Here is a 26,011-nt window from a genome sequence, read left to right as displayed (position 1 = left end):
GGACTCGTCCTGAGCGCGGTCCGTCGGGTAAGAAGGTTCTTTACACCCCTCATCCGGGGCCCAGGGCGCGTGTGCGGCGCGCCCGTCGCGTACGAGCCCGTACGTATCAGTGACAGGGCCGTGCGTGGTGCCCGCCCACCCCTCACCAGGGAGTGGCCACCCTCAAACCATGAACATCTAAGGGGTAACACAAAGTGGCAGCGGAGATCTTCAATCCTCGCGGCGAGAACAAAACGGACCAGGAGGGCGGTGCGGAGCCCCTCGATTCCTTCGATCCGGCGTTCGCGCTGCACCGCGGCGGCAAGATGGCCGTGCAGGCCACCGTCCCGCTCCGGGACAAGGACGACCTGTCCCTCGCGTACACCCCCGGCGTCGCTCGCGTGTGCACCGCGATCGCGGAACAGCCGGAACTGGTCCACGACTACACGTGGAAGTCGTCCGTCGTCGCCGTCGTGACCGACGGTACGGCCGTCCTGGGGCTCGGGGACATCGGCCCCGAGGCCTCCCTCCCGGTCATGGAGGGCAAGGCGATCCTCTTCAAGCAGTTCGGCGGCGTGGACGCCGTGCCGATCGCGCTGGCCTGTACGGACGTCGACGAGATCGTCGAGACCGTGGTGCGGCTCGCTCCCTCGTTCGGCGGCGTGAACCTGGAGGACATCTCGGCGCCGCGGTGCTTCGAGATCGAGCGCAGGCTCCAGGAGCAGCTGGACATTCCCGTCTTCCACGACGACCAGCACGGTACGGCGGTCGTGACGCTGGCCGCGCTGCGCAACGCGGCACGGCTGAGCGGGCGGACGATCGGCGACCTGCGGGCGGTCATCTCGGGCGCGGGCGCGGCGGGCGTCGCCATCGCGAAGATGCTGATCGAGGCCGGTATCGGGGACGTGGCGGTCGCGGACCGCAAGGGCGTCGTCTCCCGGGAGCGCGACGACCTCACGGCGGTCAAGGCGGAGCTCGCCGAGTTCACCAACAAGGCGGGGATCTCCGGGTCGCTGGAGGCGGCACTGGAGGGCGCGGACGTCTTCATCGGTGTCTCCGGCGGTACGGTGTCGGAGGAGGCCGTGGCCTCGATGGCTGAGGGCGCGTTCGTGTTCGCGATGGCCAACCCGAACCCCGAGGTGCATCCGGACGTCGCCCACAAGTACGCGGCGGTCGTGGCGACCGGGCGGTCCGACTTCCCGAACCAGATCAACAACGTGCTGGCGTTCCCGGGCATCTTCGCCGGGGCGCTTCAGGTGCGGGCCTCCCGGATCACGGAGGGCATGAAGATCGCGGCGGCGGAGGCGCTCGCGGCGGTCGTGGGCGACGACCTCGCGGCCGACTACGTCATCCCCTCACCCTTCGACGAGCGCGTCGCTCCGGCGGTTACGGCCGCGGTGGCCGCGGCGGCTCGTGCGGAGGGGGTTGCTCGGGCCTGAGGTCGGCTCCGCGCTGAGCTTGCGTCGAATGGCCCCGCCGCTTGCGGCGGGGCCATTTTCTTCACCCACCAGCGCCCGCTCGGGGGAGGCGCGGGCGCACACCTCGCCGCAGCAGGCGCAGCGGTTCGCAAGAGGGGATGTGTCACACGGCCCCCTGGTTTCGTCGGCCGGGCCGGGACCCTATCGTCGGCTTCATGTTCGCCGTCTACGCCGCCCGAATCGACCGTGACCAGCCGCTTTCCGGACTGGAGTTGGGGGAGCGTCCCGCCCCCGTGGCCCGGCCCGGCTGGAGCATCGTCAATATCAGGGCCGCCTCCCTCAATCACCACGACCTGTGGTCCCTGCGCGGCGTGGGCCTCGCAGAGGACAAGCTGCCGATGATCCTCGGCTGTGACGCCGCCGGCGTCGACGAGAACGGCAACGAGGTCGTCCTGTACTCCGTCATCGGACAGTCCGGGCACGGGGTCGGCCCCGACGAACCCCGCTCCATCCTCACCGAGCGCTACCAGGGCACCTTTGCCGAGCAGGTCGCCGTACCGACCTGGAACCTCCTGCCCAAGCCCAAGGAGCTCTCCTTCGAGGAGGCCGCCTGCCTGCCCACCGCCTGGCTGACGGCCTACCGCATGCTCTTCACCAACGCCGGTGTACGCCCCGGCGACTCGGTCCTCGTCCAGGGCGCCGGCGGCGGAGTCGCCACGGCCGCGATCGTCCTCGGGAAGGCGGCCGGGCTGCGGGTCTTCGCCACCAGCCGCGACGAGGCCAAGCGGAAGCGGGCCGTGGAACTCGGGGCTGTCGAGGCGCTGGAGCCGGGGGCGCGGCTGCCGCAGCGGGTGGACGCCGTCATCGAGACCGTCGGTGCCGCCACCTGGTCGCACTCGATCAAGTCCCTGCGGCCCGGCGGCACGCTCGTCATCTCCGGTGCGACGAGCGGCGACCGGCCCTCCCACGCCGAGCTGACCCGCGTCTTCTTCCTGGAGCTCAAGATCGTCGGCTCCACGATGGGCACCAAGGACGAGCTGGAGGACCTGCTCGCCTTCTGCGCCGCGACCGGCGTGCGCCCTGTCATCGACGAGGTACTGCCGATGGACCGGGCCCGCGAGGGCTTCGAGCGGCTGGCCTCGGGTGACCAGTTCGGAAAGATCGTCCTCACGAACAACTCCTGAGACCACTACCGCAGAGGCGGGCCCGGCGCTGCGGGCCCGCCTTTCCGCTGTCCCATGTGTCAACTTCGGTTGACGTCCCCTTGGTGTCAACGTAAGTTGACGTCATGACCGAAGCAACGGATCTCGCCGAGCGCGCGGGTGACCGCGATCCGCGGGTCGGACTGCGCGCCGTCGCCGCACTGCGCAGGCTGCTGGAGCAGCTGGAGGCGGTGCAGGTGCGCAGTGCGCGCCATCAGGGCTGGTCGTGGCAGGAGATCGCCGCGGAACTCGGCGTCAGCAGGCAGGCCGTGCACAAGAAGTACGGGAGGCAGTGATGTTCGAACGCTTCACGCAGGACGCCCGCGACGTGGTGCGGGGCGCCGTCGCCCACGGCCGGCGCTCCGGCTCGCAGTGCGTCGACCCCGAGCACCTGCTGCTCGCGCTGCTCGACCGCGAGGCGAGCCGCGCCTCCTTCGCGCTGGCCGCGTTGGGCCTCACCGAACGCCGGGAGTCGGTACGGCAGGCGCTGGACGCCGCGCGCCGACGCGCCGGTCTGACGCGGGCGGAGGCCGACGCCCTGGCCGGGCTGGGCATCGACCTCTCCGCGATCGTCTCCCGGGTCGAGGAGGCGCACGGTGTCGGGGCACTGTCCGGCGACCGCGCGGACAAGGGCCGGTGGTCGGGCCGGCGCAGCTTCAGCCGGGGTGCGAAGGATGTTCTCGAAAGGGCCCTGCGCGCCGCGGTGGCCCGCCGTGACCGTCATGTCGGCGACGAACACATACTCCTCGCCCTGACCACCCTTCCGGGCGTCCCCGCTGAGACCCTCGCCGACCACGGCGTGACCCACGCGTCGGTGACGCGGGTGCTGTACGGCGAGGGGGGCGAGGCCCGGGCCGCCGGCTGAGGCCGCCCCTCGCCCCTCAGGCCCTCAATCCCTCAATCCCTCAGCCCTTCGGCGTTCGCAGTATCGCTCCGATGTGTGCCGCCGCCGTCGACAGGTGACGGCGGGCGTCGGTCAACTGGCCGGGGCTGATGCCGTGGTCTCGGGCCGCGTCACGGATGTCGTCCCGGAAGCGGTCGAGGAGGCGGTCCAGGTCGCGGGCGGGATCGCCGGTGGGGTCCTCGTGGGCCCAGGCGGGCTGGTAATCGGCGGGGAAGTCCTCCGGGGTCTGCCCGTACTCGGGTTCCGCGGTCGCCGCCCGGCCGCCGGGCCCCGTCCGGCCGAACCCGAAGTCCTTGCCGAACTCCTTCCCGAAGTCCTTGCCGAACTCGCCGAACTCCTTGGCCAGCTCGGTCAGTCCCTCCCGCAGCCCCGTGGGCCAGTCACCCCGCGCGAAGTGGTCCTGCACCTGCTCCTGCACCCGCCGGGCGATGCGCTGCACCTCCTCCTGCGTCTGTGTCCGGGCCCGGTCCTGGGCCTCCTTGGCCTGGCGCCGGGCCCGCTGGGCCTCGTCGCGGGCCCGGCGGCTCTCGTCCTTTGCCCGCCTGGCCTGCTCCTTCCACTCCTGCTTGACGCGGCGCATCTCCTCCTTCGCGGCGCGCCACGCCTCCTTGTCTCCGTACTCGCCGTACGCACCGGGGTCGCCGAGATCTCCGAAGGGGACATGCTCGCCCCCGCCGGTGCTCGTGCCCCGGCGGGCCTCGGTGGCCGCCGCCCGCATCTCGCGCCGCAGGTCACCGGCCGCGCCGCGCACATCGGCCCGTATCTCGGCGGCCAGCTCCGCGACCGACTCCCGGATCTCCAGTTCCAGGTCGGCCAGCTCACCGCTGCGGTCGGCCAGTTCGGCGCGGCCCGCGTCCGTGATGGCGTACACCTTGCGGCCGCCCTCGGTGGTGTGGGTGACCAGTCCCTCGGCCTCCAGCTTGGCCAGGCGGGGATAGACCGTGCCCGCGGAGGGAGCGTAGAGCCCCTGGAAGCGTTCCTCGAGGAGGCGGATCACCTCGTAGCCGTGACGCGGGGCCTCGTCCAGCAGCTTCAGCAGGTAGAGGCGGAGGCGGCCATGGGCGAAGACGGGGGGCATGTCAGAGCACCTTCTTGTCGGTCGTGCCGTCGGCCGGGGCATCGGTCGAGGTCGCGTCGCCGCCCGGGCCGGAACCGGAATTGTCCCCCGAGGAGACCCGCGCGCCATCCGCAGGGTCCGTCGGGGCCAACGGGGCGGAAGCGGAAGCCGCAGCGGATGGTGACGGCCGGGTGGTCGCGGACGTGGGGTCGGCCTCCCAGGCGTCGCTCTCCCCGTCCTCCTGCGGGCGCCGCAGCAAGGCGATCGAGCCGGACACCGTCGTCGCCTTCAGCCGGCCGTTGCCCGCGCCCAGGCGTCCGGTGATCCGCTTGGCTCCCCACTGGCCGCTGACCCGCAGGTCCTCGAAGGCGTTGGAGACCGCGCCGCTGGCCGTGTTGGCCTCCACCTCCGCGTCCGCCGGGTGGGGCAGCCGGATGGCGATCTCGCCCGAGACGCTCGAGAGGGTGACGTCGGTGGGGCGGGCCGTCGGGTCGAGGTCGACGATCATCGAACCGCTCACCGAGTCGGCCTTCACGGAGGAGCCGGCGCCGTCGACCACGGTCAGGTCCCCGGAGACGGAATTGAAGCGCAGGTCGCCGGAGAGGGCCTGGGCCTCCACACTCCCCGAGACGGTGTCCGCACGCACCGGCCCGGCGAGACCCACGAGGGTGGTGTCCCCGGAGACCCCCTTGACCTCGGCTCGCGCCTCGATGCCCGACACCACGGCCGCGGCGCTCACCACGCCCACCTCCACGCGGGTGCGCGCCGGAACGGCCAGCGAGACCACGGCGGTGCGCCGCCAGCCCTTGCGGTCGAGCCACTTGAGGAAGCCCTTCCAGGGCAGGTCCTCGTACGCCACCGTGAGGATGCCGTCCTGCTGTGTGACCACCAGGGGAGGGCCGTCGATCTCGGAGACCTCCAGACGGGCGGAACCCTCGTCGGTCCCCACGACGTTCACTGTTCCACGGACGATGCGCACCTGGAGCTCGCTCACCGGCTCGTCGAAGGTGAGCTTCCCGGGCTCTGAGACGGACCACTCGGACATGCTGACGACCTCCCCGACCACTGCCCAACACGCCATATCGCGTCTTACGTGATTCACGATATATCGCGGGGGTGGAAAGTCAAGGCACCCGTTCTGGTGATCAGGGGGCTGCGGACGGGCATGCAAAAGGGGCGCCATACAGGCGCCCCCAGGCAAAGCGTCGGACGACCGACTCCTACTCCTCGTCGTCGTCCTCGTCGTCCAGTCGAGCCAGCCACGTCGCCAGCCGCTCCACCGGGACCTCGAAGTCCGGGTTCAGGTCGACGAACGTCCGCAGCTGCTCGGCGAGCCACTCGAAGGTGACTTCCTCCTCGCCGCGCCGCTTCTCCAGCTCTTCGATGCCACGGTCCGTGAAGTACATGGCTCAAGGATAAGTGCGCCGAAACGGCCGGGCCGCACCCCCGACAACAGGGGGTGCGGCCCGGTCACGTACGACCTGCGAGGGCGGCGGTTACGCCTCGAACACCTCGCGCACCAGCTGCTCCTGCTCGGCCTGGTGGCGCTTGGCGGAACCGACGGCCGGGGACGAGCCGTGCGGGCGCGAGATGCGCCGCAGACGCTCGCCGTGAGGCACGTCGGCGCCGACCGCCAGGTCCAGGTGGTCGATCAGGTTCAGGGCGATGAACGGCCAGGCACCCTGGTTCGCCGGCTCCTCCTGGGCCCAGAGGTACTTCTCGGCGTTCGGGTACTTGTTGACCTCCGCCTGGAGCTCGGCACCCGGCAGCGGGTACAGGCGCTCGACGCGGATGATCGCCGTGTCCGTGACACCGCGCTTCTGACGCTCGGCCTCCAGGTCGTAGTAGACCTTGCCCGCGCAGAAGACGACCTTGCGGACCGCGGCCGGGTCGACCGACGCGTCGCCGATGACCGGGCGGAACTGGCCCGCCGTGAACTCGTCCGCCTTCGAGGCCGCCGCCTTCAGGCGCAGCATCGACTTCGGGGTGAAGACGACCAGCGGCTTGTGGTGCGGGTTGTGCACCTGCCACCGCAGGAGGTGGAAGTAGTTCGACGGCAGCGTCGGCATGGCGACCGTCATGTTGTTCTGGGCGCAGATCTGCAGGAAGCGCTCCGGACGGGCGGAGGAGTGGTCCGGCCCCTGGCCCTCGTAGCCGTGCGGCAGGAGCAGGGTGACGCCGGAGGTCTGGCCCCACTTCTGCTCGGCCGACGAGATGAACTCGTCCACCACCGTCTGCGCGCCGTTGACGAAGTCGCCGAACTGCGCCTCCCACATCACCAGCGCGTCCGGGCGGGCCAGCGAGTAGCCGTACTCGAAGCCCATGGCCGCGTACTCGGAGAGCAGCGAGTTGTAGACGTTCAGCCGCGACTGGTCCTCGGCGAGGTAGTTGAGCGGCGTGAACTCCTCGCCGGTCTCCCGGTCGATGATCACCGCGTGGCGCTGGCCGAACGTGCCGCGCTGGGAGTCCTGGCCGGCCAGGCGGACCGGGACGCCCTCCAGGAGGAGGGAGCCGACGGCGAGGGTCTCTCCCATGCCCCAGTCGATCGTGCCGTCCTCGACCATCGCCGCACGGCGCTGCAGCTGCGGCAGCAGCCGCGGGTGCGCGGTGATGTGGTCGGGGATGTTGACCTGGGACTCGGCGATCCGCTTGACGACCTCGGCGGAGACCGCGGTGTTCACCGCGACCGGGAAGGTGTCCTGACCGTCGTGGGAGTCACCGGAGGCGGGCTGCGAGGTGGCCTCGCGGACCTCGGTGAAGACCTTCTCCAGCTGGCCCTGGAAGTCCTGGAGCGCCTGCTCGGCCTCTTCCAGGGTGATGTCGCCGCGACCGATCAGGGACTCGGTGTACAGCTTGCGCACCGAGCGCTTCTTGTCGATCAGGTCGTACATCAGCGGCTGGGTGAAGGCCGGGTTGTCCGTCTCGTTGTGACCGCGGCGGCGGTAGCAGATGAGGTCGATCACCACGTCCTTGTTGAAGGCCTGGCGGAACTCGAAGGCCAGGCGCGCCACGCGGACGCAGGCCTCCGGGTCGTCGCCGTTCACGTGGAAGATCGGGGCCTCGATCATCCTCGCCACGTCCGTCGCGTACATCGACGAACGGGAGGACTCCGGCGCGGCCGTGAAGCCGACCTGGTTGTTGATGACGATGTGGACCGTGCCGCCGGTGCGGTAGCCGCGCAGCTGCGACATGTTCAGGGTCTCGGCCACCACGCCCTGGCCCGCGAAGGCCGCGTCGCCGTGGATCGCCACCGGCAGGACGGTGAAGTCCGTGCCGCCCTTGTTGATGATGTCCTGCTTGGCGCGCGAGACGCCCTCCAGGACCGGGTCCACCGCCTCCAGGTGCGAGGGGTTGGCGACCAGCGAGACCTTGATCTGCTCGCCGTCCAGGCCCGTGAAGGTGCCCTCGGCGCCCAGGTGGTACTTCACGTCGCCGGAGCCGTGCATCGACTTCGGGTCGAGGTTGCCCTCGAACTCGCGGAAGATCTGCGCGTACGACTTGCCGACGATGTTGGCGAGGACGTTGAGGCGGCCGCGGTGGGCCATGCCGATGACGACCTCGTCCAGGCGGGACTCGGCGGCCGAGTCGAGGACCGCGTCCAGCAGCGGGATGACGGTCTCGCCGCCCTCCAGGGAGAAGCGCTTCTGGCCGACGTACTTGGTCTGGAGGAAGGTCTCGAAGGCCTCCGCCGCGTTCAGCCGGCGCAGGATGCGCAGCTGCTCCTCGCGCTCCGGCTTGGTGTGGCTGCGCTCGACACGGTCCTGGATCCACTTGCGCTGCTTGGGGTCCTGGATGTGCATGAACTCGATGCCGGTGGTGCGGCAGTACGAGTCGCGCAGCACGCCGAGGATGTCGCGCAGCTTCATCATCGACTTGCCGGCGAAACCGCCGACGGCGAACTCGCGCTCCAGGTCCCACAGGGTGAGCCCGTGCTCGGTGATGTCCAGGTCGGGGTGCTTGCGCTGCTGGTACTCCAGCGGGTCGGTGTCGGCCATGACGTGGCCGCGGACCCGGTAGGAGTGGATCAGCTCGAAGACGCGGGCGGCCTTGGTGACGTCGTCGTCGTGGCTGGCGTCGATGTCCTTGAGCCAGCGGACCGGCTCGTAGGGGATGCGCAGCGACTCGAAGACGTCGTCGTAGAAGCCGTTCTCGCCGAGCAGGAGGTTGGCGACGGCGCGCAGGAACTCGCCGGAGGCGGCGCCCTGGATGACCCGGTGGTCGTAGGTCGACGTGAGCGTCATGACCTTGGAGATGCCGAGCTTGTTCAGGGTGTCCTGGGAGGTGCCCTGGAACTCCGCCGGGTAGTCCATGGAGCCGACGCCCATGATCACCGACTGGCCGGGCATCAGACGCGGCACCGAGTGGACCGTGCCGAGGCCACCGGGGTTGGTCAGGGAGACCGTCACACCGGTGAAGTCGTCCATCGTCAGCTTGTTGTCGCGGGCGCGACGGACGATGTCCTCGTAGGCCTGCCAGAACTCGAAGAAGTTCAGCGTCTCGGCCTTCTTGATCGCCGCGACGACCAGCTGGCGGTCGCCGTTCGGCTTGACCAGGTCGATGGCGAGACCGAGGTTGACGTGCGGCGGCTTGACGAGGGTCGGCTTGCCGTCCTTCTCACCGAACGCGTAGTTCATCGACGGCATGGCCTTGATGGCCTGCACCATCGCGTAGCCGATCAGGTGCGTGAAGGAGATCTTCCCGCCCCGGGCGCGCTTGAGGTGGTTGTTGATGACGATGCGGTTGTCGAAGAGCAGCTTCACCGGCACCGCGCGCACGGACGTGGCCGTGGGCAGCTCCAGGGAGGCGTTCATGTTCTTCGCGACCGCGGCGGACGGGCCGCGCAGCGTCACGAACTCGGGCCCCTCGGCGGGCGCCGCGGCCTCGGCGGCCGGTGCGGCCTTCGGCTTGGCGGCCGCGGGCTTCGCGGGAGCCGGAGCAGGCGCGGCGGCCTTGGCGGGAGCCGGCGCGGCGGCCGCGGGCTTCGGGGCCGCGGGGGCCGGCGCGGCGGCCGGAGCCGCAGGAGCGGCGGCGGCCGGGGCCGCAGGAGCCGTGGGGGTCTCTGCGACCCCCGCGGCCGCAGTACCCGCCGGAGCCGGGGCGCCCGCGGCGCCCGGCTTGTAGTCGGCGAAGAAGTCCCACCAGGCGCGATCGACCGAATTCGGGTCCTGGAGGTACTGCTGATAGATCTCGTCGACGAGCCACTCGTTCGGACCGAACGCGGCAGCGGGGTTCTTGCCCGCTTGGTCGGCGTCGGTCGAGATGCTCGAGTTACTGGGGGACTGTGGCGACACGGCGGCAACCGCCCTCTTCCGCTTCACAAGGTGATGGACAGCGGGAATAAAGGCTACGCCCCCAAGACGGTGAAGGTCAGGTCGGGCCCGTTCATCGTCGTGTAAGTCACATCTCAGAGCGCGTTTCACGGCTGTAAATGGCGGGAAACAAGCGTGGTTCCGCTTCGGAACGGCCGTGGGGGATACAGAGATGAGGGCCGTACGCGCCCAGCGCGCAGACCTGTGCCTGATCACACGTGTCCGTCAGCGCGGACTCCGGTGGATCTTGAGGCTCCGGTTCGGACTTTACGTCAACTTGGCACAGATGTCTCTCCCGGAAGAGTGATGAGAATCCGGCAACCTCGCTCGGATTCAGCCACTCCGATCCGGCCTCCGTGGAGATCCACGGCCCAGCGGGCGATCGCCAGCCCGAGCCCCGTACCGCCGTCGCTGCCCGGCCCGTGCGGCCGGCGCACCGCACCCCGGTTGAATCGCTCGAACACACGGTGCCACTCCGACCGGGGGATGCCGGGGCCCTCGTCCAGGACCTCCAGCTCCAGCGACTCGGGCACCGCCCCGCGCCGCGCCTTGACCGTCACGCGGCCGTGCGGCGGGCTGTGCTTGACCGCGTTGTCGATCAGATTGGCGACCACCTGGTGGATGCGCTCCGGGTCGGCGTGCGCGGTCAGCTCCGGCGGGGAGACGTCCAGGTGCAGATGGACGTCGGTCCGGGTGTGCGAGCCGCCCGAGCCCATCGTCGCCCGCGCGGAGGCGACCATGTTGGCCTCCTTCAGCACGCCCGAGAGGTACGGCCACACCTCGAAACGCCGCTTGCGCAGCGGTACGACGCCGTTGTCCAGGCGGGAGAGGTCCAGGAGCGTCTCCACGAGCCGTCCCAGGCGCTCGGTCTGCTTCAGGGCCGTGCGCATCGTCTCGGGGTCGGCCTCGGCGATGCCGTCCACGACGTTCTCCAGGACGGCGCGCAGACCCGCGATGGGGGTGCGCAGCTCGTGCGAGACGTTGGCGACGAGCTCCTTGCGCTGGCGGTCCTGCGCCTCCAGCTCGTCCGCCATGGCGTTGATCGTCTGAGCCAGGTCGCCCAGTTCGTCCCAGCGGTTCTCCCGCACGCGGCGCGTGTAGTCACCGTGCGAGATGGACCGGGCGACCGTGTTCATCTCGTCCAGCGGAGCGGTGAGTGAATGAGCCACGAACTGCGTAATGAGCAGTGTGGCGATCATCGAGAAGACCGTGATGAAGCGCAGTTCCGTCTTGGTGTGCACCGCGATCATCGACAGACCGGTGGTGATCAGCACCGAGATGACGACGAGCGCGCCCAGCTTGGTCTTGATCGAGAACGGGCGTACGCCGCCCCAGGGCTCCCCGGGGCTCCTCCGTGCGGCCGACCGCCCTTCGCTCATGGATTCGGGGTCTCCAGCGCGTAACCCACGCCGTGGACCGTACGGATGCGCTCGGCGCCGATCTTCCGGCGCAGCGCCTTGATGTGGCTGTCGACCGTGCGGGTGCCGGAGGCGTCCGCCCAGTCCCACACCTCGGCCAGGAGCTGCTCACGGGAGAGCACCGCGCGCGGGGTGTTGGCCAGGCAGACCAACAGGTCGAACTCGGTGGGCGTCAGGTGCACGTCCTCCGAGCGCACCCGCACCCGGCGCTGCGCGTGGTCGATCTCCAGCTCGCCGAGCCGCAGGATGCCGCTGCGCGGCGTGGTCGCGGCGAGCGCGGCCCGCTCCACACGGCGCAGCAGGACGTGCACGCGCGCGGCCAGCTCCCGCATCGAGAAGGGTTTGGTCATGTAGTCGTCGGCGCCGACGCCGAGCCCGACCAGCATGTCGGTCTCGTCGTCACGCGCGGTGAGCATCATCACCGGCACCGGGCGGGCGGCCTGCACACGACGGCAGACCTCCAGACCGTCGAAGCCGGGCAGCATGATGTCGAGGATCAGCAGATCGGGCTGCCAGGCCTCTGCGGTGTCGACGGCCGCCGGACCGTCGCCCGCCGTTTGCACGAGGAATCCCTCGGCGCGCAGGCGGGCTGCGATGGCGTCGACGATCGTCGGGTCGTCCTCGACCACCAGGACGCGTCGCTGGGCGCCCGGAGTCGCCGTCGTCGTGCTGTGGGAGGTGTGTGTCTGCTCCATCGCCCGCCCCTGAGTGTGCTTTCCGGAACCAGTGGGGTGATCCCGTCTGACTGGCTGTGCCTGCGCATGGTTGCGATTGACGCTTGAATGATCCGCGTCAGGGGAGCAGCGTACGGGGAGGCACCGCGCCTTTGCTATCCAGGTCTTACCGCGAGATGCACTACGTCGGGAACGCCTCGGGCAACCGGGATCTCTTCGGTACGCACCTGTTGGAACCCGGCATTCCTCAAGGTTCCCTCGAAATCCGGCGACGGCTTCGCGGACCACACCGCGAGCACCCCGCCCGGTCTCAACACCCTTGCACAGCTTGCCAGTCCGACCGGACCGTACAGCCCGTCGTTGCCGTCGGTGACGGTCCAGTCGGGCCCGTTGTCGATGTCCAGGCACAGCGCGTCGTACGTGTCGCATGTCTCATTGACGAATTCGAGCAGGTCCGCTGCGACGATCTCGGTGCGAGGGTCGGCGAGGGCGTCGCGGGACAACCCGGACAGGGGGCCGCGGCGGTGCCAGTCGATGACGGCGGTCTCGCGCTCGACGACCGTGATCCGTCCCCAGCGGGGGTCGGCGGCGGCGTGCGCCAGAGAGAAGCCGACGCCCAGGCCGCCGATCAGGACGTGCGGTGCGGCCCGCCCGCCGAGGGCGCTCAACGTGGCGTCGACGAGCAAGCGTTCCGAGCGGCCGTCGGAGGTGTCCATCAGGAAGCAGCCGTTGGCGATGATCTGGAGCAGCTCGCCGTGGCGGCGCAGGACGACCTCGCCGTAGGGACCCTCGCGACGGTCCAGGACTTCGGGAATGTCGTAAGCGATGGCCATGTGCTCATCCTGGCACCGATGTGACGGACCGTTGGAGGAATTAAGACGCAGGTGAGTGCGGGCTGGGAAGTCGCTGAGAATCGGCGTCCGGGTGGCGCCGGTCACAGACAGGCGGTCCGTGCGGAGCGAAAGGTGAGGCGAAACGGAAGGAGCGCCTCACCTTGGAACGGACTGCGCGGGCCGACACCCAGGCCCCTTCGGCGCCTGCGTCCCCGCCCCTGCTGGACGGGATCCCGAGCCAGCGCGGGCCGCTGCACCCCACCGCTCCCGTGGTGCCCGTGGCGCCCGAGGCACCCAGTGCCGCCGCCCGCCGGGCCCCCCGCCCCTGGCGGCTCCTCCCCACGCCCACCGGCACGCCGTTCACCTTCGTCTACGTCGCCGTCCTCGCCGTCACCTCGCTCATCACCGAATACGCGGGACCCGGGCTGGTGTACGCCCTGCACCAGGGGTCCAGCACGGACGTGGCGCACCTGGTGCGGACACCGGTGCTGGTGCTGGTGGGGAGCGCGCTGTGGATCGCGGGCGGGGTCCTCTCGCCCTACGCGATCGGGCTCGTCCTCGTCCTGACCGGCCTGGAGCGACGGATCGGCGGTGCGCGTACGGCCGGTGTCTTCCTGCTCGGGCACGTCCTGGCCACCCTCGCCACCGAGGTCCCGGTGGGCCTCGCGGTCCTGGCCGGCCATCTGCCCGACAGTTCCCTGCACCGCCTCGACTACGGCGTCAGCTTCGGCGTCGCCACGAGTGTCGGCGCCCTCGCCGGTCTGCTGACCCCCTGGCTGAGGTGGCCCCTGCTGGCCGGGGTCGGCTGGACGCTCGTCGCCGACCTGATCGCCTTCACGGACCCGATGACGAACTGGGGCCACCTGATCTCCCTGGCCATCGGCATCGCGACCTGGCCGCTGGTGCGACGGTGGCGGCGCGCCCGCGCGCTCACGCAGGCCCGTCCGGTCGCCCGGTGAACTTCGCGCTGGTCAGTGGTGACACCACTTGCCAGCCCAGGCTCTCGTACAGCGCGCGTCCCGCCGGAGTCCCCGCCAGAACGCCGGTCTCCGCGCCCTGTTCGGCCGCCGCACGCTGCAGGACGCGGACGACGAGGCCGCCGAGGCCGCGGCGGCGGTGGGCGGGGGAGGTCCAGATCCGGTCGACGACCGCGGTGACCCCGGTCGGTGCGACCTGGCCGCGTGCGGCGAGGGAGCCGTCCGCGGCGGTGACCAGGACGCGGGTCACACCGCCGCGCGACCAGGTGCGCAGTCGGCAGCCGTCCGGGGCCGACGCGTCCCCCGCGGCGTCCGTCAGGGGGGCCGTCATCAGGTACCCGGGCTCGGGGTCGACCCACCAGTCCGGTCCCAGCCGGCCGCCGACGACCGACGGCTCCTGGAACACCTTGAGCCACACGCCGGCGCCGGTCACCGCATCGGCCACCTTGCTGACCGTCTCCTCGTCGACGGCGTCGTTCGTCGCGTCGAGGACGTGGCGCGAGACATGGTCCGCCTCCCCGACGTCGATCGTGAATCCCCAGGGCTCGCGCACCGGAGACGAGGCCCCGCGTGACACGACCCACCCGTCCACCCACGCCCGTACGACACCGTCCATGGATCCCCCCGCCAGTAATAGCTGTAACTGCCTATTGCTTATTACAGACGCACGTCGGGCGGTCTGTCGACCCGTGCCGCGGAGGTGATCGCTCAGAGCGAACGGCGGTGGGGGAACATTCAAAGACTCCCGAGCATTGAGTCGGCATAGCTCAACTTGACTGCCGAAGGGGAGATCATGGCTGCTGAGTCCACGGCCTTCACACCGCTCACCTTGCCCGTGCTGCCGCTCGACGACGAGGTCGTGCTGCCCGGGATGGTGGTTCCGCTGGACCTGAGCGACGCCGATGTGCGCGCCGCGGTGGAGGCCGCTCAGGCCGCCGCCCGCTCGGAGCCCGGCAAGCCCAAGGTCCTGCTGGTTCCACGCATCGACGGGACCTACGCCAGCACCGGCGTCCTCGGCACCGTCGAGCAGGTCGGACGGCTGGCCGACGGTGACCCGGGCGCCCTGATCCGCGGCCGCGGCAGGGTGAGGATCGGCGCCGGGACGACCGGGCCGGGTGCGGCCTTGTGGGTCGAGGGCACCCGCGTCGACGAGAGTGTGCCCGAGCCGCTGCCGGGCCACGTCTCCGAACTGGTCACCGAGTACAAGGCCCTGGCCACCGCCTGGCTGCGCAAGCGCGGCGCCTGGCAGGTCGTGGACCGCGTCCAGGCCATCGACGACGTCTCCGCCCTCGCCGACAACTCCGGCTACTCGCCCTTCCTGACCGTCGAGCAGAAGGTCGAACTGCTCGAGACCGCCGACCCCGTGGCCCGCCTCAGGCTCGCCACCCAGCAGCTGCGCGACCACCTCGCCGAGCAGGACGTCGCCGAGACCATCGCCAAGGACGTCCAGGAAGGCGTCGACAAGCAGCAGCGCGAGTTCCTGTTGCGGCGTCAGCTGGAGGCCGTACGCAAGGAGCTGCGCGAACTCAACGGGGAGAAGGACGGCGAGGAGTCCGACGACTACCGCGCCCGGGTCGAGGCCGCCGACCTGCCCGAGAACGTCCGCGAGGCCGCCCTCAAGGAGGTCGACAAGCTGGAGCGGTCCAGCGACCAGTCCCCGGAGGGCTCCTGGATCCGCACCTGGCTCGACACCGTCCTGGAGCTGCCGTGGAACGAGCGGACCGAGGATTCGTACGACATCCAGGGCGCCAAGGCCGTGCTCGACGCCGAGCACTCCGGTCTTGAGGACGTCAAGGAGCGGATCACCGAGTACCTGGCGGTGCGCAAGCGGCGCAACGACCGTGGCCTGGGTGTCGTCGGCGGGCGGCGCGGCGGTGCCGTGCTGGCGCTGGTGGGTCCGCCCGGCGTCGGCAAGACCTCGCTCGGTGAATCCGTCGCGCACGCCATGGGCCGCAAGTTCGTCCGCGTCGCCCTCGGCGGCGTCCGCGACGAGGCCGAGATCCGCGGCCACCGGCGTACGTACGTCGGCGCGCTGCCCGGCCGGATCGTGCGGGCGATCAAGGAGGCCGGGTCCATGAACCCGGTGGTGCTCCTCGACGAGATCGACAAGGTCGGCTCCGACTTCCGCGGCGACCCCGCGGCGGCCCTCCTGGAGGTCCTCGACCCGGCGCAGAACCACACCTTCCGCGACCACTACCTGGAGGTCGAGCTCGACCTCAGCGACGTCGTCTTCCTCGCCACGGCCAACGTCCTGGAGGCCATCCCGGAGGCCCTGCTCGACCGTATGGAGCTGGTCCGCCTCGACGGCTACACCGAGGACGAGAAGGTCGTCATCGCCCGCGACCACCTGCTCCCGCGCCAGCTGGAGCGGGCCGGACTGGACAAGGACGAGGTGACTCTCGACGAGGGCGCGCTGCGCAAGCTCGCCGGCGAGTACACCCGCGAGGCCGGCGTGCGCAACCTGGAGCGGTCTGTCGCCCGGCTGCTGCGCAAGGTCGCCGCCCAGCACGAACTGGGCGAGCGGAAGCTGCCGTTCACCGTCACGGACGGCGACCTGCGGGCCCTCATCGGCCGGCCGCACCACGTGCCGGAGTCCGCCCAGGACCCGGCCGAGCGGCGGACGGCGGTGCCGGGCGTGGCGACCGGCCTCGCGGTGACCGGCGCGGGCGGCGACGTGCTGTACGTCGAGGCGTCGCTGGCCGACCCGGAGACGGGCGCGGCGGGGCTGACGCTGACGGGTCAGCTGGGCGACGTGATGAAGGAGTCGGCGCAGATCGCGCTGAGCTTCCTGCGCTCGCACGGCGCCGAGCTGGAGCTGCCGGTCGGTGACCTGAAGGACCGGGGCGCGCACATCCACTTCCCGGCGGGCGCGGTGCCGAAGGACGGGCCGAGCGCCGGCGTCACGATGACGACCGCGCTGGCCTCGCTGCTCTCGGGCCGCCTGGTCCGCACGGACGTGGCGATGACCGGTGAGGTGTCGCTGACCGGGCGGGTGCTGCCCATCGGCGGGGTGAAGCAGAAGCTGCTCGCCGCGCACCGGGCCGGGGTCACCACCGTGATCATCCCCAAGCGCAATGAGCCCGACCTGGACGACGTCCCCGCCGAGGTGCTGGAGAAGCTCGACGTCCACACCGTCACGGACGTCCGCCAGGTCCTGGAGCTGGCGCTCGCGCCGGCCACGAACGGTGCGGCACCGGAGGTTCCGGTGGCGGCGTGACGGACGCGACCGGATGAGGAAGGCCCGGGTTCCCGCGAAGGGGGCCCGGGCCTTCGCGGCCCGGGCGGGTGCAGCGCTGTGACCCACGCAGGTCATTGGTCCGGTTCTGCGAAACTTGGCGGGCTGCGGCGGCGGCCGGACGGGCTCGGGTGCGGCAGGATTCTTCATGAAGAGCCGGTAACCGGACAGGGGTGCTGACGTGCACGAGGACGCAAACATGGACCAGGAGTTCCTGTCCCTGGAGCGGGAGCTGACCGTCCTGCTGCGGCGCGCCCGGGCCAGCCAGGGCGAGATGGCCCGCGAGGTCCACCCGGACCTGGAGTCCGCCGCGTACGGTCTGCTCGTCCGGCTGGAGGAGTGCGGCCGCCAGCGCGCCACGGCGCTCGCCGGCTACATCGGTGTCGGCAAGGCGACCATGTCCCGTCAGCTGCGCGCCCTGGAGCAGCTCGGCCTGGTGACCCGCGAGCCCGACCCCGCCGACGGACGGGCCTGGCTGGTCGACCTCACTCCGGAGGGCCGCTCCCGGGTCGGCAAGGTGCGTGAGGCCCGCCGCGCCCGCTACGTCACGCAGCTCTCCCACTGGGACCGCGGCGAGGTCGCGGAGCTGGCCCGGCTGCTGAACCAGCTGAACCGGGGCGTGGAGAAGTAGTCCGCCCTCGATGAGCCCGACGCCGGGGACCGGTGTCGCCGGGCCTCACAGCTCCACGTACACCGCGGTCGCGTCGTCGTGCGTCTTGGCGCGTCCGAGGAACGCCCGCTCCTCGGCGTCGGCCCGCTCCAGCGCCCGTACCCGGTCCACCAGGGATCGCGGGCCCTCCTTGCGCACGAACGTGAACAGGTCCGTCCAGTCGCCCTCGCGGAACTTCTCCGTCCACCGCGTCGCGCCGTCCGTCAGGCCGGCCAGCGCACGGACCTCGGCGCGGGGCACTGCGCCGGTGACCGCCCGGGCCGCCACCGCGGGATCCGCGGCCGCCGTGAAGAAGCCGCCCTCCTTGTTGCGGAGCGTGGCGTCGATCACCGTGTCCGAGACCAGGGCCGAGCGGGGCAGCCGGGAAAGGCGGTCGTCGAGGAGCGGGGTGACCACGCCGTCGGGGGACTGCAGCAGCAGGGCCGCGTCGGACAGGAGGAGGTACTCGACTCGGTCCGGGGACCAGCGGGCGACGGCCACCGTGGCCTGTGGGGTCCGTGGGTGAGAAAGGTCACAGGTTGCGGCGTGGGCTTCGGAGGTACGCGCGATGGCGCGGGCCAGGGCGTCGGACAGGGGGACATCCATGAGCGAAACGGTCAGTTCGGTCAACGCCCCGCCCAGGCGCGCGGTGTACCAGGGGACCGAATGAAGACAGCCCGTCCCGCCCCGAGGCGGCGTCACGCCGTCCAGGACGACGAGCGAACCGCCCTGTCCGGAGGCGGGCAGCCCGATGCTCGCGAAGTCCTCGTTGGGGTACGCCCGGCCGCCGGGCTCCGACACAAGTTCCGTTCGCATCCGGCCAGTCTGCACGAGGTCTCCACAAGGTCCGCGAAAGGCTGGCATCCGGCGCCGGATGGGTGCGCTGAAGCAGGTCAGGCGCCCGGTTTGAGGCGGAATACTGTGCTCCGGGAAGGCGTGGCGGCGAATCCTGCCAAACCCCGTCGCCCACGTCCAACCGGCCCACCGCACAAGGCCGTCGCACACGCCGGAGGAACTTGCCCGCCAACTCTCCTTACATGTTCACTCCTTCGGGTGGCGGGTCAGGTGATGCGCGGCCACTGCCCATCGGCGCTGGGAGGGTCGGGGACCGGTGGGGCCCCCTGCTCGACCGACGCTGAGAGCGCGGGGGAAGACGTACGCAGCAGTTGACGAAGAGTCACCCCGACCCATGGGCACACGAGTCAGGAATGCGAGCACCGGTGCAGAAGACGCGGCCGCGGCGCACAGGCAGGCAGACGGCCCCCGAGGGGGACGCGGAGCGCACCCCCGTCGGCACGGGCCGCCCCACCCACGTACGCAACCGGCTGATCGTCGCCGTCGCCGTCGTGGCCGCCGCCATCGCCGGAGCCGGCGCCCCCTCGATCCTGGCCGCCTCCGAGCAGCTCAAGGACTCCCAGGACCTGGTGGTCCTCGCCGAGCAGACCCAGGACGCGCTCACCCTCGCCCACTCGCTCGCCGACGAACGCGACGAGATCACCTCCTACATCGCGGCCGGCCGCGTCAAGTCCGAGGCGCCCTCCGAGCAGCGCGGCGCCCGTGTCGACCGGCAGGTCGAGGAGATGCGCGCCGACCCGGACACGCCCTCCGCGGTACGCGCCGACCTCGACGCGATCGCCACCGTCCGCCGGTCCGCCCTCACCGGCAAGGACAGCGCCCTCGAGGCGCACCAGGCGTACTCCGCCACCATCACCGCGCTCCACCGCCTCGCCGAGCAGCTGGCCGCCCAGATGCCGCCCCGCGCCGGCTCCGGCACGTACTCCCTCGCCGAGCTCGACGCGGCCGTGCAGCAGTCGGCCGCCGCCCGCGGGCTGCTCCTCGCCGCCCTCAACGTGCCGACGAGCAAGCAGACGGTCATCAACCCGCTCACCGGCGTCGCGAGCACCCAGCGCGTCTCCTCCCAGGCCGACACCAAGCAGCGCGACGCGCTCAGCGCCGCCGCCCAGCAGGCCAGGCTGCGTTCCGACGCCGCCCTCGCCGATTTCCGGGACAGCGCGCCCAAGGAGGCCGTGTCGTCGTACGACTCCACGGTCACCGGCTCCGAGGTCCAGTCCGCCGACGGCTACCTCGCCTCCCTCACCGACCAGCCGCGACTGAGCGACGACGAGCTCGGCACCGACACCAAGAAGCTGGACGAGGCCCTGTCCGGCCGCGTCGACGCGATGCGGGGCGTGGAGTCCTCCCTCTTCGACCACCGCACCAAGGACCTCGAGAAGCTGCGGGACGACGACGTCACGGCGCTGGAGATCCGGATCGCCGCGCTGGGCGTGCTGATGCTGGTGGCGGTCGGCATGGCCACCGCCATGGCCCGCAGCCTCACCCGCCCGCTCGCCGTCCTGCGGCTCGGTTCGGCCCGCCTCGCCGGGGCGGAGAACCCGGCGGCCGAGGAGCCGGTGAAGTTCACCGGCCGCAACGACGAGTACGCCCAGGTCGTCCGCTCCGTCAACGCCCTGCACGCGCACGCCGTCGCCCTCCACGAGCGGGTCGCCACCCTGGAGGACGACCGCAAGCACCTCGTCGGACAGCGCCAGAAGATGGCCGACGCCCGCGAGGAGCTGCGCGCCGAACTGAGCGACTCCGCGGCACAGCTGGAGCGGCTGCGGGGCAGCATCGGCGGCACGTTCGTCAATCTCGCCCTGCGCACGCTGGGCCTCGTCGAACGGCAGCTCGCCGTCATCGAGAACCTGGAGGAGCGCGAGCAGGACCCCGAACGCCTCGCCACGCTCTTCAAGCTCGACCACTTCGCCACGGTCATGCGCCGGCACAGCGAGAACCTCCTCGTGCTGGCCGGTACGGAGCACGTCCAGCAGAGCGCCGGTCCGGTGCCGCTCGTCGACGTGGTCCGAGCGGCGGTCAGCGAGATCGAGCGCTACGAGCGGGTCCGCATCGCGGCCCTGCCGCCGCACGCGCACATCGCCGGCTTCGCCGCGGACGACCTCTCCCACCTGCTGGCCGAACTCATGGAGAACGCCACGTCGTTCTCCCCGCCCGACCTGCCCGTCGAGGTCTCCGGCTGGCTGCTGGAGAACGGCGAGGTCATGCTCTCCGTGCAGGACGAGGGCATCGGGATGACGGGAGACCGTCTCACCCGCCTCAACAGCCGCCTCTCCGAGTTCGACCCGGAGACGCCCTACGACCAGGAGGGCGAGGAGGGTCTCGGCCTCGGCCTCTACGTCGTCGCCCGCCTCGCCCACCGCCACGGCGTCCGCGTCCAGCTGCGCGAGCAGAAGCAGGGCGGTATCGCCGCGGTCGTCGTCCTTCCCCAGTCCCTCCTCGCACCGGCCCCCTCAGCCGCCGTCCCCTCCTCGTCGTCCTCGCCGCTCGTCGGCACGGCCCACACCTTCTCCCTCCCGGGCGCCGACGCCGAGGCCAACTCCAATGTCCTCTCCGGCCGCTCGGCGGGCGCGGACCCGCTGGTGAGCCTGGCGGAGAAGGCCGTACGAGACTCCGACGACGCGGGGACGGAGAGCGCGGCGGAGGCGGAGCCGGACGCGGGGGCCACGGAGGCCGAGGCGGGCGCGGAGGCCGCGGAGGCCGAGGAGCCCGTAGAGGCGACCGGGGACGCGCGGAGCGCCGTACCGGCGGAGTCGGTGGCACGGGAGCCGGAAACGGCAGCGTTCGACGCCGATCGCGGGCGCGAGGCCGAGCAGGCCGAAGCGGTCGCGTCCGAGCCGGAGCAGGAGAACGGACCCGAGCCGGAGACGGTCGTCCCCGAGGAGCCGGCGTCCGAGCCGGAACCCGTTCGGGAGCGTCCGGCCGAGACCACGATGGAGCTGCTGCTCCCGCTCCAGACTCCCGCCGAGCCGACGCCGCCTACCCCCGACTCCCCGGCGCCCGTGACCGAAGCGCCCGAGCAGCGTGCGCCCGGGGAGGAGGAGCGCGCTCCGACCGCCGGGCAAACCGCCCGTGAGCGCAGGGCCGCCCTGCGGGCCGTACTCGAAGGGGCGTCCGGTCGGCCCGCGACCTCCGAGGCCGGGCAGTCCACGACCGCCGCGTCCTGGCCGCCCCCGGCCGCCGAGCCCGAGCGGCCCGCGACCTCTGCCTCCCCTTTCCCGTCGGCGGGAACCGACGGGGAAGCCGAGGCGGTGCATGAACGTGTTCCGGACGAGCCCGAGGACGTGCTCACCGACAAGGGGCTGCCCAAGCGGACACCGAAGATCAACGCGCCTGCCGCACCGCCGCGGCAGCGCACCGGTTCCGTCGACGCCGAGGCGCTGCGTCGCCGACTCGGTGGCTTCCGCCGGGGGGCGGAGGCGGGGTACCGCGACGTGGAGGCGGAGATCGCCGAGAGGACCGGTCAGAACCAGGCACCCCCGGTGCCCGGCGAGGCCTCGTCACCCGCACCGCAGCACGCACATGCCGAAGAAGACACGGGGGGCACAGTCGAGGAGGCAAGCAGTTGACCGCGCCCAGTACCTTCGGACTGAGCAGTGAAGCCCGCAACCTGCACTGGCTACTGACGAATCTCGTCGAGGAGGTGCCGGGCATCCAGTCGGTCGCGGTGGTCTCCTCCGACGGCCTGCTCCTCCTCTCCTCCGACCCCGGCCGGAACGCCGAGGCCCGCAAGGCGCGGACCGGCAAACCCGCCGGCCCGCGCGGTTCCTCCGCCGACCTCGCCACCATCGTCTCCGGCATCGGCAGCCTCACCATCGGCGCCGCCAAGCTGATGGAGTTCGGCGGGGTCAGGCACACGATGGTCGCGATGGATGAGGGCAGTCTCTTCGTGATGTCGATCAGCGACGGCTCCCTGCTCGGCGTGCACGGCTCCGCGGACAGCGACATGAGCGTGGTGGCGTACCACATGGCGCTCTTCGTCGGCCGCGCCGGCCACGTGCTGACGCCCGAACTCCGCAGCGAGCTACGGCAGTCCATGGAGAACGAGTCGGCGGGGAGCACCCGATGAGCACCGCGCCGAAGAGGCTGCCCGTCCGCGGCGGCGACCGCAAGCCCGCCCGCGTCCGCCCCTACTCGCTCACCGGCGGCCGTACCCGCTTCGGCCACGTCCTCCTCGTCGAGACGTTCGTGGCCGCGCTGGACGCGCCCGAGGAGCGCAAGGAATTGACGAACGGTTCGCTCAAGACGGCCGTCATGCCGGAGATGCGGGCCATCGTCGAACTGTGCCGCCGGATGCGCACGGTGGCCGAGATCGCCGCGCTGCTGAGGATGCCGCTCGGCGTGGTCCGCGTGTTGCTCAGCGACCTTGCGGACCAGGGAAAGATCCGTGTGTACGGAACCGGGACGGGACACGGCACCGGCCGCCCGGACCGAGCTCTGCTGGAAAGGGTGCTGAGTGGACTCCGTCGTCTCTGACGCCGCTCGTGGTGTCTCCCCCCGCGTCGCACCTCGCGGCGGCGAACCTCCCGTCGAACCCGAGCCCGACGAGACCCTGCAGCCCTGGCAGACGGACCGCACCCGCGCCCCGATCGCCACGAAGATCGTCGTGGCGGGCGGCTTCGGCGTCGGCAAGACCACGCTCGTCACCGCCGTCTCGGAGATCACGCCCCTGCAGACGGAGGCGCTGATGACCGAGGCCAGCGAGGAGGTCGACGACCTCACCGCCACGCCCGGCAAGCTCACCACGACCGTGGCCATGGACTTCGGCCGCCTCACGCTCGACGACGACCTGGTGCTCTACCTGTTCGGCACGCCGGGCCAGCAACGGTTCTGGTTCATGTGGGACGACCTGGTGCGTGGCGCGATCGGCGCGGTCGTCATGGCCGACACCCGCCGCCTCAAGGACAGCTTCCCCGCGCTGGACTACTTCGAGAGCTGCGGGCTGCCGTACGTCGTGGCCGTCAACCACTTCGACGGCAGCGAGCGGTTCGAGCCGGAGGACGTGCGGGAGGCGCTGACGATCCCCGCGCGCGTACCTGTCATGATCATGGACGCGCGGCGCCGGATCTCTGTGATCGAGACCCTCCTGGCCCTGGTGGGCCACGCGCTCGACGAAACCCCCGAGTAGGAAGTCCCCCGCATGCGGAAGATACTCGTCGTCGGAGCCGGTCAGTCCGGACTCCAGCTCGCCCTCGGCCTCCAGTCGCACGGGTACGAGGTCACCCTGATGTCCAACCGGACGGCGGACGAGATCCGCGCCGGCCGGGTCATGTCGACGCAGTGCATGTTCCACACGGCCCTCCAGCACGAGCGCGATCTCCAGCTGAACTTCTGGGAGAACCAGGCTCCGAAGATCGAAGGACTCGGCGTCTCGGTCGCGGCCCCCGGGTCCCACGACCCGGGCCCCACCCAGCGCGCGATCGACTGGGTGGGCAAGCTGGACGGATACGCCCAGTCCGTCGACCAGCGCGTGAAGATGGCCGGCTGGATGGAGACCTTCGCCCAGCGCGGCGGCCAGCTCGTCATCCACGGCGCCGCCGTCTCCGACCTCGACTACTTCTCCCGTACGTACGACCTGGTGCTGGTGTCGGCCGGCAAGGGCGAGCTGGTGTCGATGTTCGGCCGTGACGCCGAGCGCTCCCCGTACAGCGAGCCGCAGCGCGCCCTCGCGGTGTCCTACGTGCACGGGCTGGGCCCGCGCCCGGAGCACCCGGAGTTCGAGGCGGTCCGCTGCAACCTGGTCCCCGGCGTCGGTGAGCTGTTCGTCATGCCGACGCTCACGACCTCCGGCCGCGCGGACATCCTCTTCTGGGAGGGCATACCCGGCGGCCCGCTCGACGTCTTCAACGGCGTCAAGGACCCGGCTGAGCACCTCTCCCTGACCCTGGAACTCATGGAGAAGTTCACGCCGTGGGAGTACGCGCGGGCCACCAAGGTCGAGCTGACGGACGCCGGTGGCACGCTGGCCGGCCGGTACGCGCCGACCGTGCGCAATCCGATCGGACGGCTGCCCGGTGGCGGCCTGGTGCTCGGTGTCGCCGACGTCGTCGTCGCCAACGACCCGATCACCGGGCAGGGCTCCAACTCCGCGTCCAAGTGCGCGGCTTCCTACCTCGCGTCGATCCTCGAACAGGGGGAGAAGAAGTTCGACGAGGAGTGGATGCGGGCGACGTTCGAGCGGTACTGGGACACGGCGCGGCATGTGACGAAGTGGACGAACGCGATGCTGGCCCCGCCGCCGGAGCACATCCTGAACCTGATCGGAGCGGCGGGGCAGTTGCAGCCTGTGGCGGATCGATTCGCCAATGGGTTCAACGATCCCTCCGACTTCGAGAACTTCTTCTATGAGCCGGAGAAGGCGGGGGCGTATCTCGCGTCGGTTTCGGGAGCCTAGGGGTTCGACGGCGGCTGCGGGTCGTCTTGTGGCTGGTCGCGCCCACGCGGCGGAGCCGCAAATGTCTCAGCCTCGCGCCCCTGGGCATCTCCGTCCGGGCGTACTGCTCCCAGTACCGGATTCGATGCGATGGGGGAGAGCTTGACCGTCTCACCCGTTCGGGGCGCCTGGATCACCCAGCCCTCGCCCGCGTAGATCGCCACGTGGGTGGCGTCGGGGAAGTAGATGACGAGGTCGCCGGGGCGCAGCTCCTCCAGGGGGATCCTGGGGAGCTGCGCCCATTGTTGTTGGCTGGTGCGGGGGATGGGGGTGCCGGCGTCGGCCCAGGCCTGGGAGGTCAGGCCGGAGCAGTCGTACGACGTGGGGCCCTCCGCGCCCCACTCGTAGGGTTTGCCGAGTTGCTGGGCGGCGTAGCGCAGGGCGCGGTTGCCGGACGGGGAGGGCTCGCGGGGGGTGCTGAGGGCGCCGGAGGCCATGAGGGTGTGCTGGGCCTGGTCGACGCCGTCGCGTTCCAGGTCGGCCAGGGCGGTCAGCTGGTCGGTGGTGAGGGAGGCGAGCAGTCTCTCGACCTCGTCGAGCCGGGCGCGGACCCGGTCCCGCTCCTTCTTCTGGCGGTCGGCGAGGGTGAGCTGGTCGTCCAGTGCCTTGCGGGCCCTGCGGGCGAGCTCGTCGGCCCGGTGTTCGGTTCCCGTCAGGCGGCCCACCGTCTTCGCGCGCTCCCGCGCCAACCGGCCGATCACGTGGCCCTGGTCGAGCGCGTGCTGGGGGTCGCGGGCGAGGAGGAGGCGTACGTAGGGGGAGATGCCGGAGGTGCCCTGGTACTGCTGGCGGGCCAGGCGGCCGGCCGCGCCCCGGCTGTCGTGCAGGGAGAGGCGGGCGTGGGCGAGTTCGCGCTCCAGCCGGTCGGTCTCCGTGCGTTGCCGCTTCAGCTTCTCCTCGGTGGTGTTGTAGGACTCGGTGGCCTGCTCGGCCTGGCGGTACAACTGCTGAAGGTCCGTCAGCAGACTTGTCATGGACCGATCGTCGACTTCCGGAGCGGCCGAGGTGCGCCCGTCCGGTTCCGGGGCGGCCGCCGCGGGCACCGGTGCGAGGGCGATGTGGGCCGCCATC

The 26,011-nt window shown here is 71.1% G+C and carries 22 protein-coding genes; 12 read left to right on the top strand and 10 right to left on the bottom strand.

Annotated features, from left to right (window positions below; translation table 11 throughout):
- Nucleotides 1–194 precede the first annotated feature (194 nt).
- The 4 genes from IG99_RS15000 (at nt 195) to IG99_RS14985 (ending at nt 3,464) form a co-directional block, all read left to right on the top strand.
- Complete coding sequence (locus tag IG99_RS15000; RefSeq protein ID WP_037674062.1) at nt 195–1,418, top strand: NAD(P)-dependent malic enzyme; 1,224 nt, start codon at nt 195–197, stop codon at nt 1,416–1,418.
- 194 nt (nt 1,419–1,612) lie between these two features.
- Nucleotides 1,613–2,581, top strand: a complete 969-nt coding sequence (locus IG99_RS14995; protein ID WP_037674058.1) for a zinc-binding dehydrogenase — start codon at nt 1,613–1,615, stop codon at nt 2,579–2,581.
- A 104-nt stretch (nt 2,582–2,685) separates the two neighbouring features.
- On the top strand, nt 2,686–2,895 hold the full coding sequence (locus tag IG99_RS14990) for a helix-turn-helix domain-containing protein (protein WP_037674056.1): 210 nt from the start codon (nt 2,686–2,688) through the stop codon (nt 2,893–2,895).
- Nucleotides 2,895–3,464: a Clp protease N-terminal domain-containing protein gene (locus IG99_RS14985; RefSeq protein ID WP_037674054.1), complete on the top strand. Its 570-nt coding sequence runs from the start codon at nt 2,895–2,897 to the stop codon at nt 3,462–3,464. Before IG99_RS14990 ends, IG99_RS14985 begins: the two co-directional genes overlap by 1 nt.
- Before the next feature lie 40 nt (nt 3,465–3,504).
- On the opposite strand, the gene IG99_RS14980 is transcribed toward IG99_RS14985, so the two are convergent.
- The 7 genes from IG99_RS14980 to IG99_RS14950 all read right to left on the bottom strand — a co-directional run bounded on the left by IG99_RS14980 (nt 3,505) and on the right by IG99_RS14950 (nt 12,794).
- Nucleotides 3,505–4,581, bottom strand: a complete 1,077-nt coding sequence (locus tag IG99_RS14980) for a PadR family transcriptional regulator (protein ID WP_037674052.1) — start codon at nt 4,579–4,581, stop codon at nt 3,505–3,507.
- Nucleotide 4,582: 1 nt separating this feature from the next.
- On the bottom strand, nt 4,583–5,605 hold the full coding sequence (locus IG99_RS14975) for a DUF4097 family beta strand repeat-containing protein (RefSeq protein WP_158973187.1): 1,023 nt from the start codon (nt 5,603–5,605) through the stop codon (nt 4,583–4,585).
- 175 nt (nt 5,606–5,780) lie between these two features.
- A complete protein-coding gene (locus tag IG99_RS14970) occupies nt 5,781–5,966 on the bottom strand; it encodes a DUF6104 family protein (protein ID WP_037674049.1) in 186 nt (61 codons plus the stop codon).
- Nucleotides 5,967–6,056: 90 nt separating this feature from the next.
- The gene (locus tag IG99_RS14965) at nt 6,057–9,851 is read right to left on the bottom strand and encodes a multifunctional oxoglutarate decarboxylase/oxoglutarate dehydrogenase thiamine pyrophosphate-binding subunit/dihydrolipoyllysine-residue succinyltransferase subunit (RefSeq protein WP_037674047.1); all 3,795 of its coding nucleotides are present in this window, start codon (nt 9,849–9,851) and stop codon (nt 6,057–6,059) included.
- Nucleotides 9,852–10,141: 290 nt separating this feature from the next.
- Nucleotides 10,142–11,248, bottom strand: a complete 1,107-nt coding sequence (locus IG99_RS14960) for a HAMP domain-containing sensor histidine kinase (protein ID WP_037674044.1) — start codon at nt 11,246–11,248, stop codon at nt 10,142–10,144.
- Nucleotides 11,245–11,982, bottom strand: coding sequence for a response regulator transcription factor (locus IG99_RS14955; protein ID WP_037674041.1), 738 nt, complete (start codon nt 11,980–11,982; stop codon nt 11,245–11,247). The genes IG99_RS14960 and IG99_RS14955 overlap by 4 nt, the downstream gene beginning before the upstream one ends.
- A gap of 134 nt (nt 11,983–12,116) precedes the next feature.
- Entirely contained in the window at nt 12,117–12,794 is a 678-nt protein-coding gene (locus tag IG99_RS14950; RefSeq protein WP_037674039.1) for a spermidine synthase family protein, read from the bottom strand.
- A 161-nt stretch (nt 12,795–12,955) separates the two neighbouring features.
- Between IG99_RS14950 and IG99_RS14945 the strand changes: the two genes are divergently transcribed.
- Complete coding sequence (locus IG99_RS14945; protein ID WP_037674036.1) at nt 12,956–13,753, top strand: rhomboid-like protein; 798 nt, start codon at nt 12,956–12,958, stop codon at nt 13,751–13,753.
- On the opposite strand, the gene IG99_RS14940 is transcribed toward IG99_RS14945, so the two are convergent.
- Complete coding sequence (locus tag IG99_RS14940; protein WP_037674034.1) at nt 13,725–14,387, bottom strand: GNAT family N-acetyltransferase; 663 nt, start codon at nt 14,385–14,387, stop codon at nt 13,725–13,727. The genes IG99_RS14945 and IG99_RS14940 overlap by 29 nt on opposite strands.
- Nucleotides 14,388–14,564: 177 nt before the next feature.
- Here IG99_RS14940 and lon point away from each other — a divergent pair, with 177 nt between their 5' ends.
- Together lon and IG99_RS14930 are read left to right on the top strand one after the other, a co-directional pair.
- Nucleotides 14,565–16,988 carry an endopeptidase La gene (gene lon, locus IG99_RS14935; RefSeq protein ID WP_037674033.1) on the top strand — a complete coding sequence of 808 codons (2,424 nt, stop codon included), beginning with the start codon at nt 14,565–14,567 and terminating at the stop codon, nt 16,986–16,988.
- A 217-nt stretch (nt 16,989–17,205) separates the two neighbouring features.
- Nucleotides 17,206–17,637, top strand: a complete 432-nt coding sequence (locus tag IG99_RS14930) for a MarR family winged helix-turn-helix transcriptional regulator (protein WP_037674032.1) — start codon at nt 17,206–17,208, stop codon at nt 17,635–17,637.
- 45 nt (nt 17,638–17,682) lie between these two features.
- Here the strand turns inward: IG99_RS14930 and IG99_RS14925 are convergent, their stop codons facing one another.
- Nucleotides 17,683–18,471, bottom strand: a complete 789-nt coding sequence (locus tag IG99_RS14925; RefSeq protein ID WP_037674030.1) for a protein phosphatase 2C domain-containing protein — start codon at nt 18,469–18,471, stop codon at nt 17,683–17,685.
- A gap of 404 nt (nt 18,472–18,875) precedes the next feature.
- Here IG99_RS14925 and IG99_RS14920 point away from each other — a divergent pair, with 404 nt between their 5' ends.
- The 5 genes from IG99_RS14920 to IG99_RS14900 are packed head-to-tail and all read left to right on the top strand — an operon-like array spanning nt 18,876 to nt 24,901.
- Nucleotides 18,876–22,076 carry a sensor histidine kinase gene (locus IG99_RS14920; protein ID WP_037674028.1) on the top strand — a complete coding sequence of 1,067 codons (3,201 nt, stop codon included), beginning with the start codon at nt 18,876–18,878 and terminating at the stop codon, nt 22,074–22,076.
- Nucleotides 22,073–22,576: a roadblock/LC7 domain-containing protein gene (locus IG99_RS14915; RefSeq protein WP_037674027.1), complete on the top strand. Its 504-nt coding sequence runs from the start codon at nt 22,073–22,075 to the stop codon at nt 22,574–22,576. The genes IG99_RS14920 and IG99_RS14915 overlap by 4 nt, the downstream gene beginning before the upstream one ends.
- Nucleotides 22,573–22,983 carry a DUF742 domain-containing protein gene (locus IG99_RS14910; protein ID WP_037674025.1) on the top strand — a complete coding sequence of 137 codons (411 nt, stop codon included), beginning with the start codon at nt 22,573–22,575 and terminating at the stop codon, nt 22,981–22,983. The genes IG99_RS14915 and IG99_RS14910 overlap by 4 nt, the downstream gene beginning before the upstream one ends.
- Nucleotides 22,964–23,635, top strand: a complete 672-nt coding sequence (locus IG99_RS14905) for a GTP-binding protein (RefSeq protein ID WP_037674022.1) — start codon at nt 22,964–22,966, stop codon at nt 23,633–23,635. Before IG99_RS14910 ends, IG99_RS14905 begins: the two co-directional genes overlap by 20 nt.
- A 12-nt stretch (nt 23,636–23,647) precedes the next feature.
- Nucleotides 23,648–24,901, top strand: a complete 1,254-nt coding sequence (locus IG99_RS14900) for a styrene monooxygenase/indole monooxygenase family protein (protein WP_037674019.1) — start codon at nt 23,648–23,650, stop codon at nt 24,899–24,901.
- On the opposite strand, the gene IG99_RS14895 is transcribed toward IG99_RS14900, so the two are convergent.
- Entirely contained in the window at nt 24,898–26,010 is a 1,113-nt protein-coding gene (locus tag IG99_RS14895; RefSeq protein WP_078947729.1) for a C40 family peptidase, read from the bottom strand. The two genes, IG99_RS14900 and IG99_RS14895, sit on opposite strands and share 4 nt — an antisense overlap.
- Nucleotide 26,011: the final 1 nt, after the last annotated feature.

It is taken from the genome of Streptomyces griseus subsp. griseus, from assembly GCF_000720255.1.
Taxonomy (GTDB): domain Bacteria; phylum Actinomycetota; class Actinomycetes; order Streptomycetales; family Streptomycetaceae; genus Streptomyces; species Streptomyces griseus_I.
This window is presented reverse-complemented; position numbering and strand designations above follow the sequence as displayed.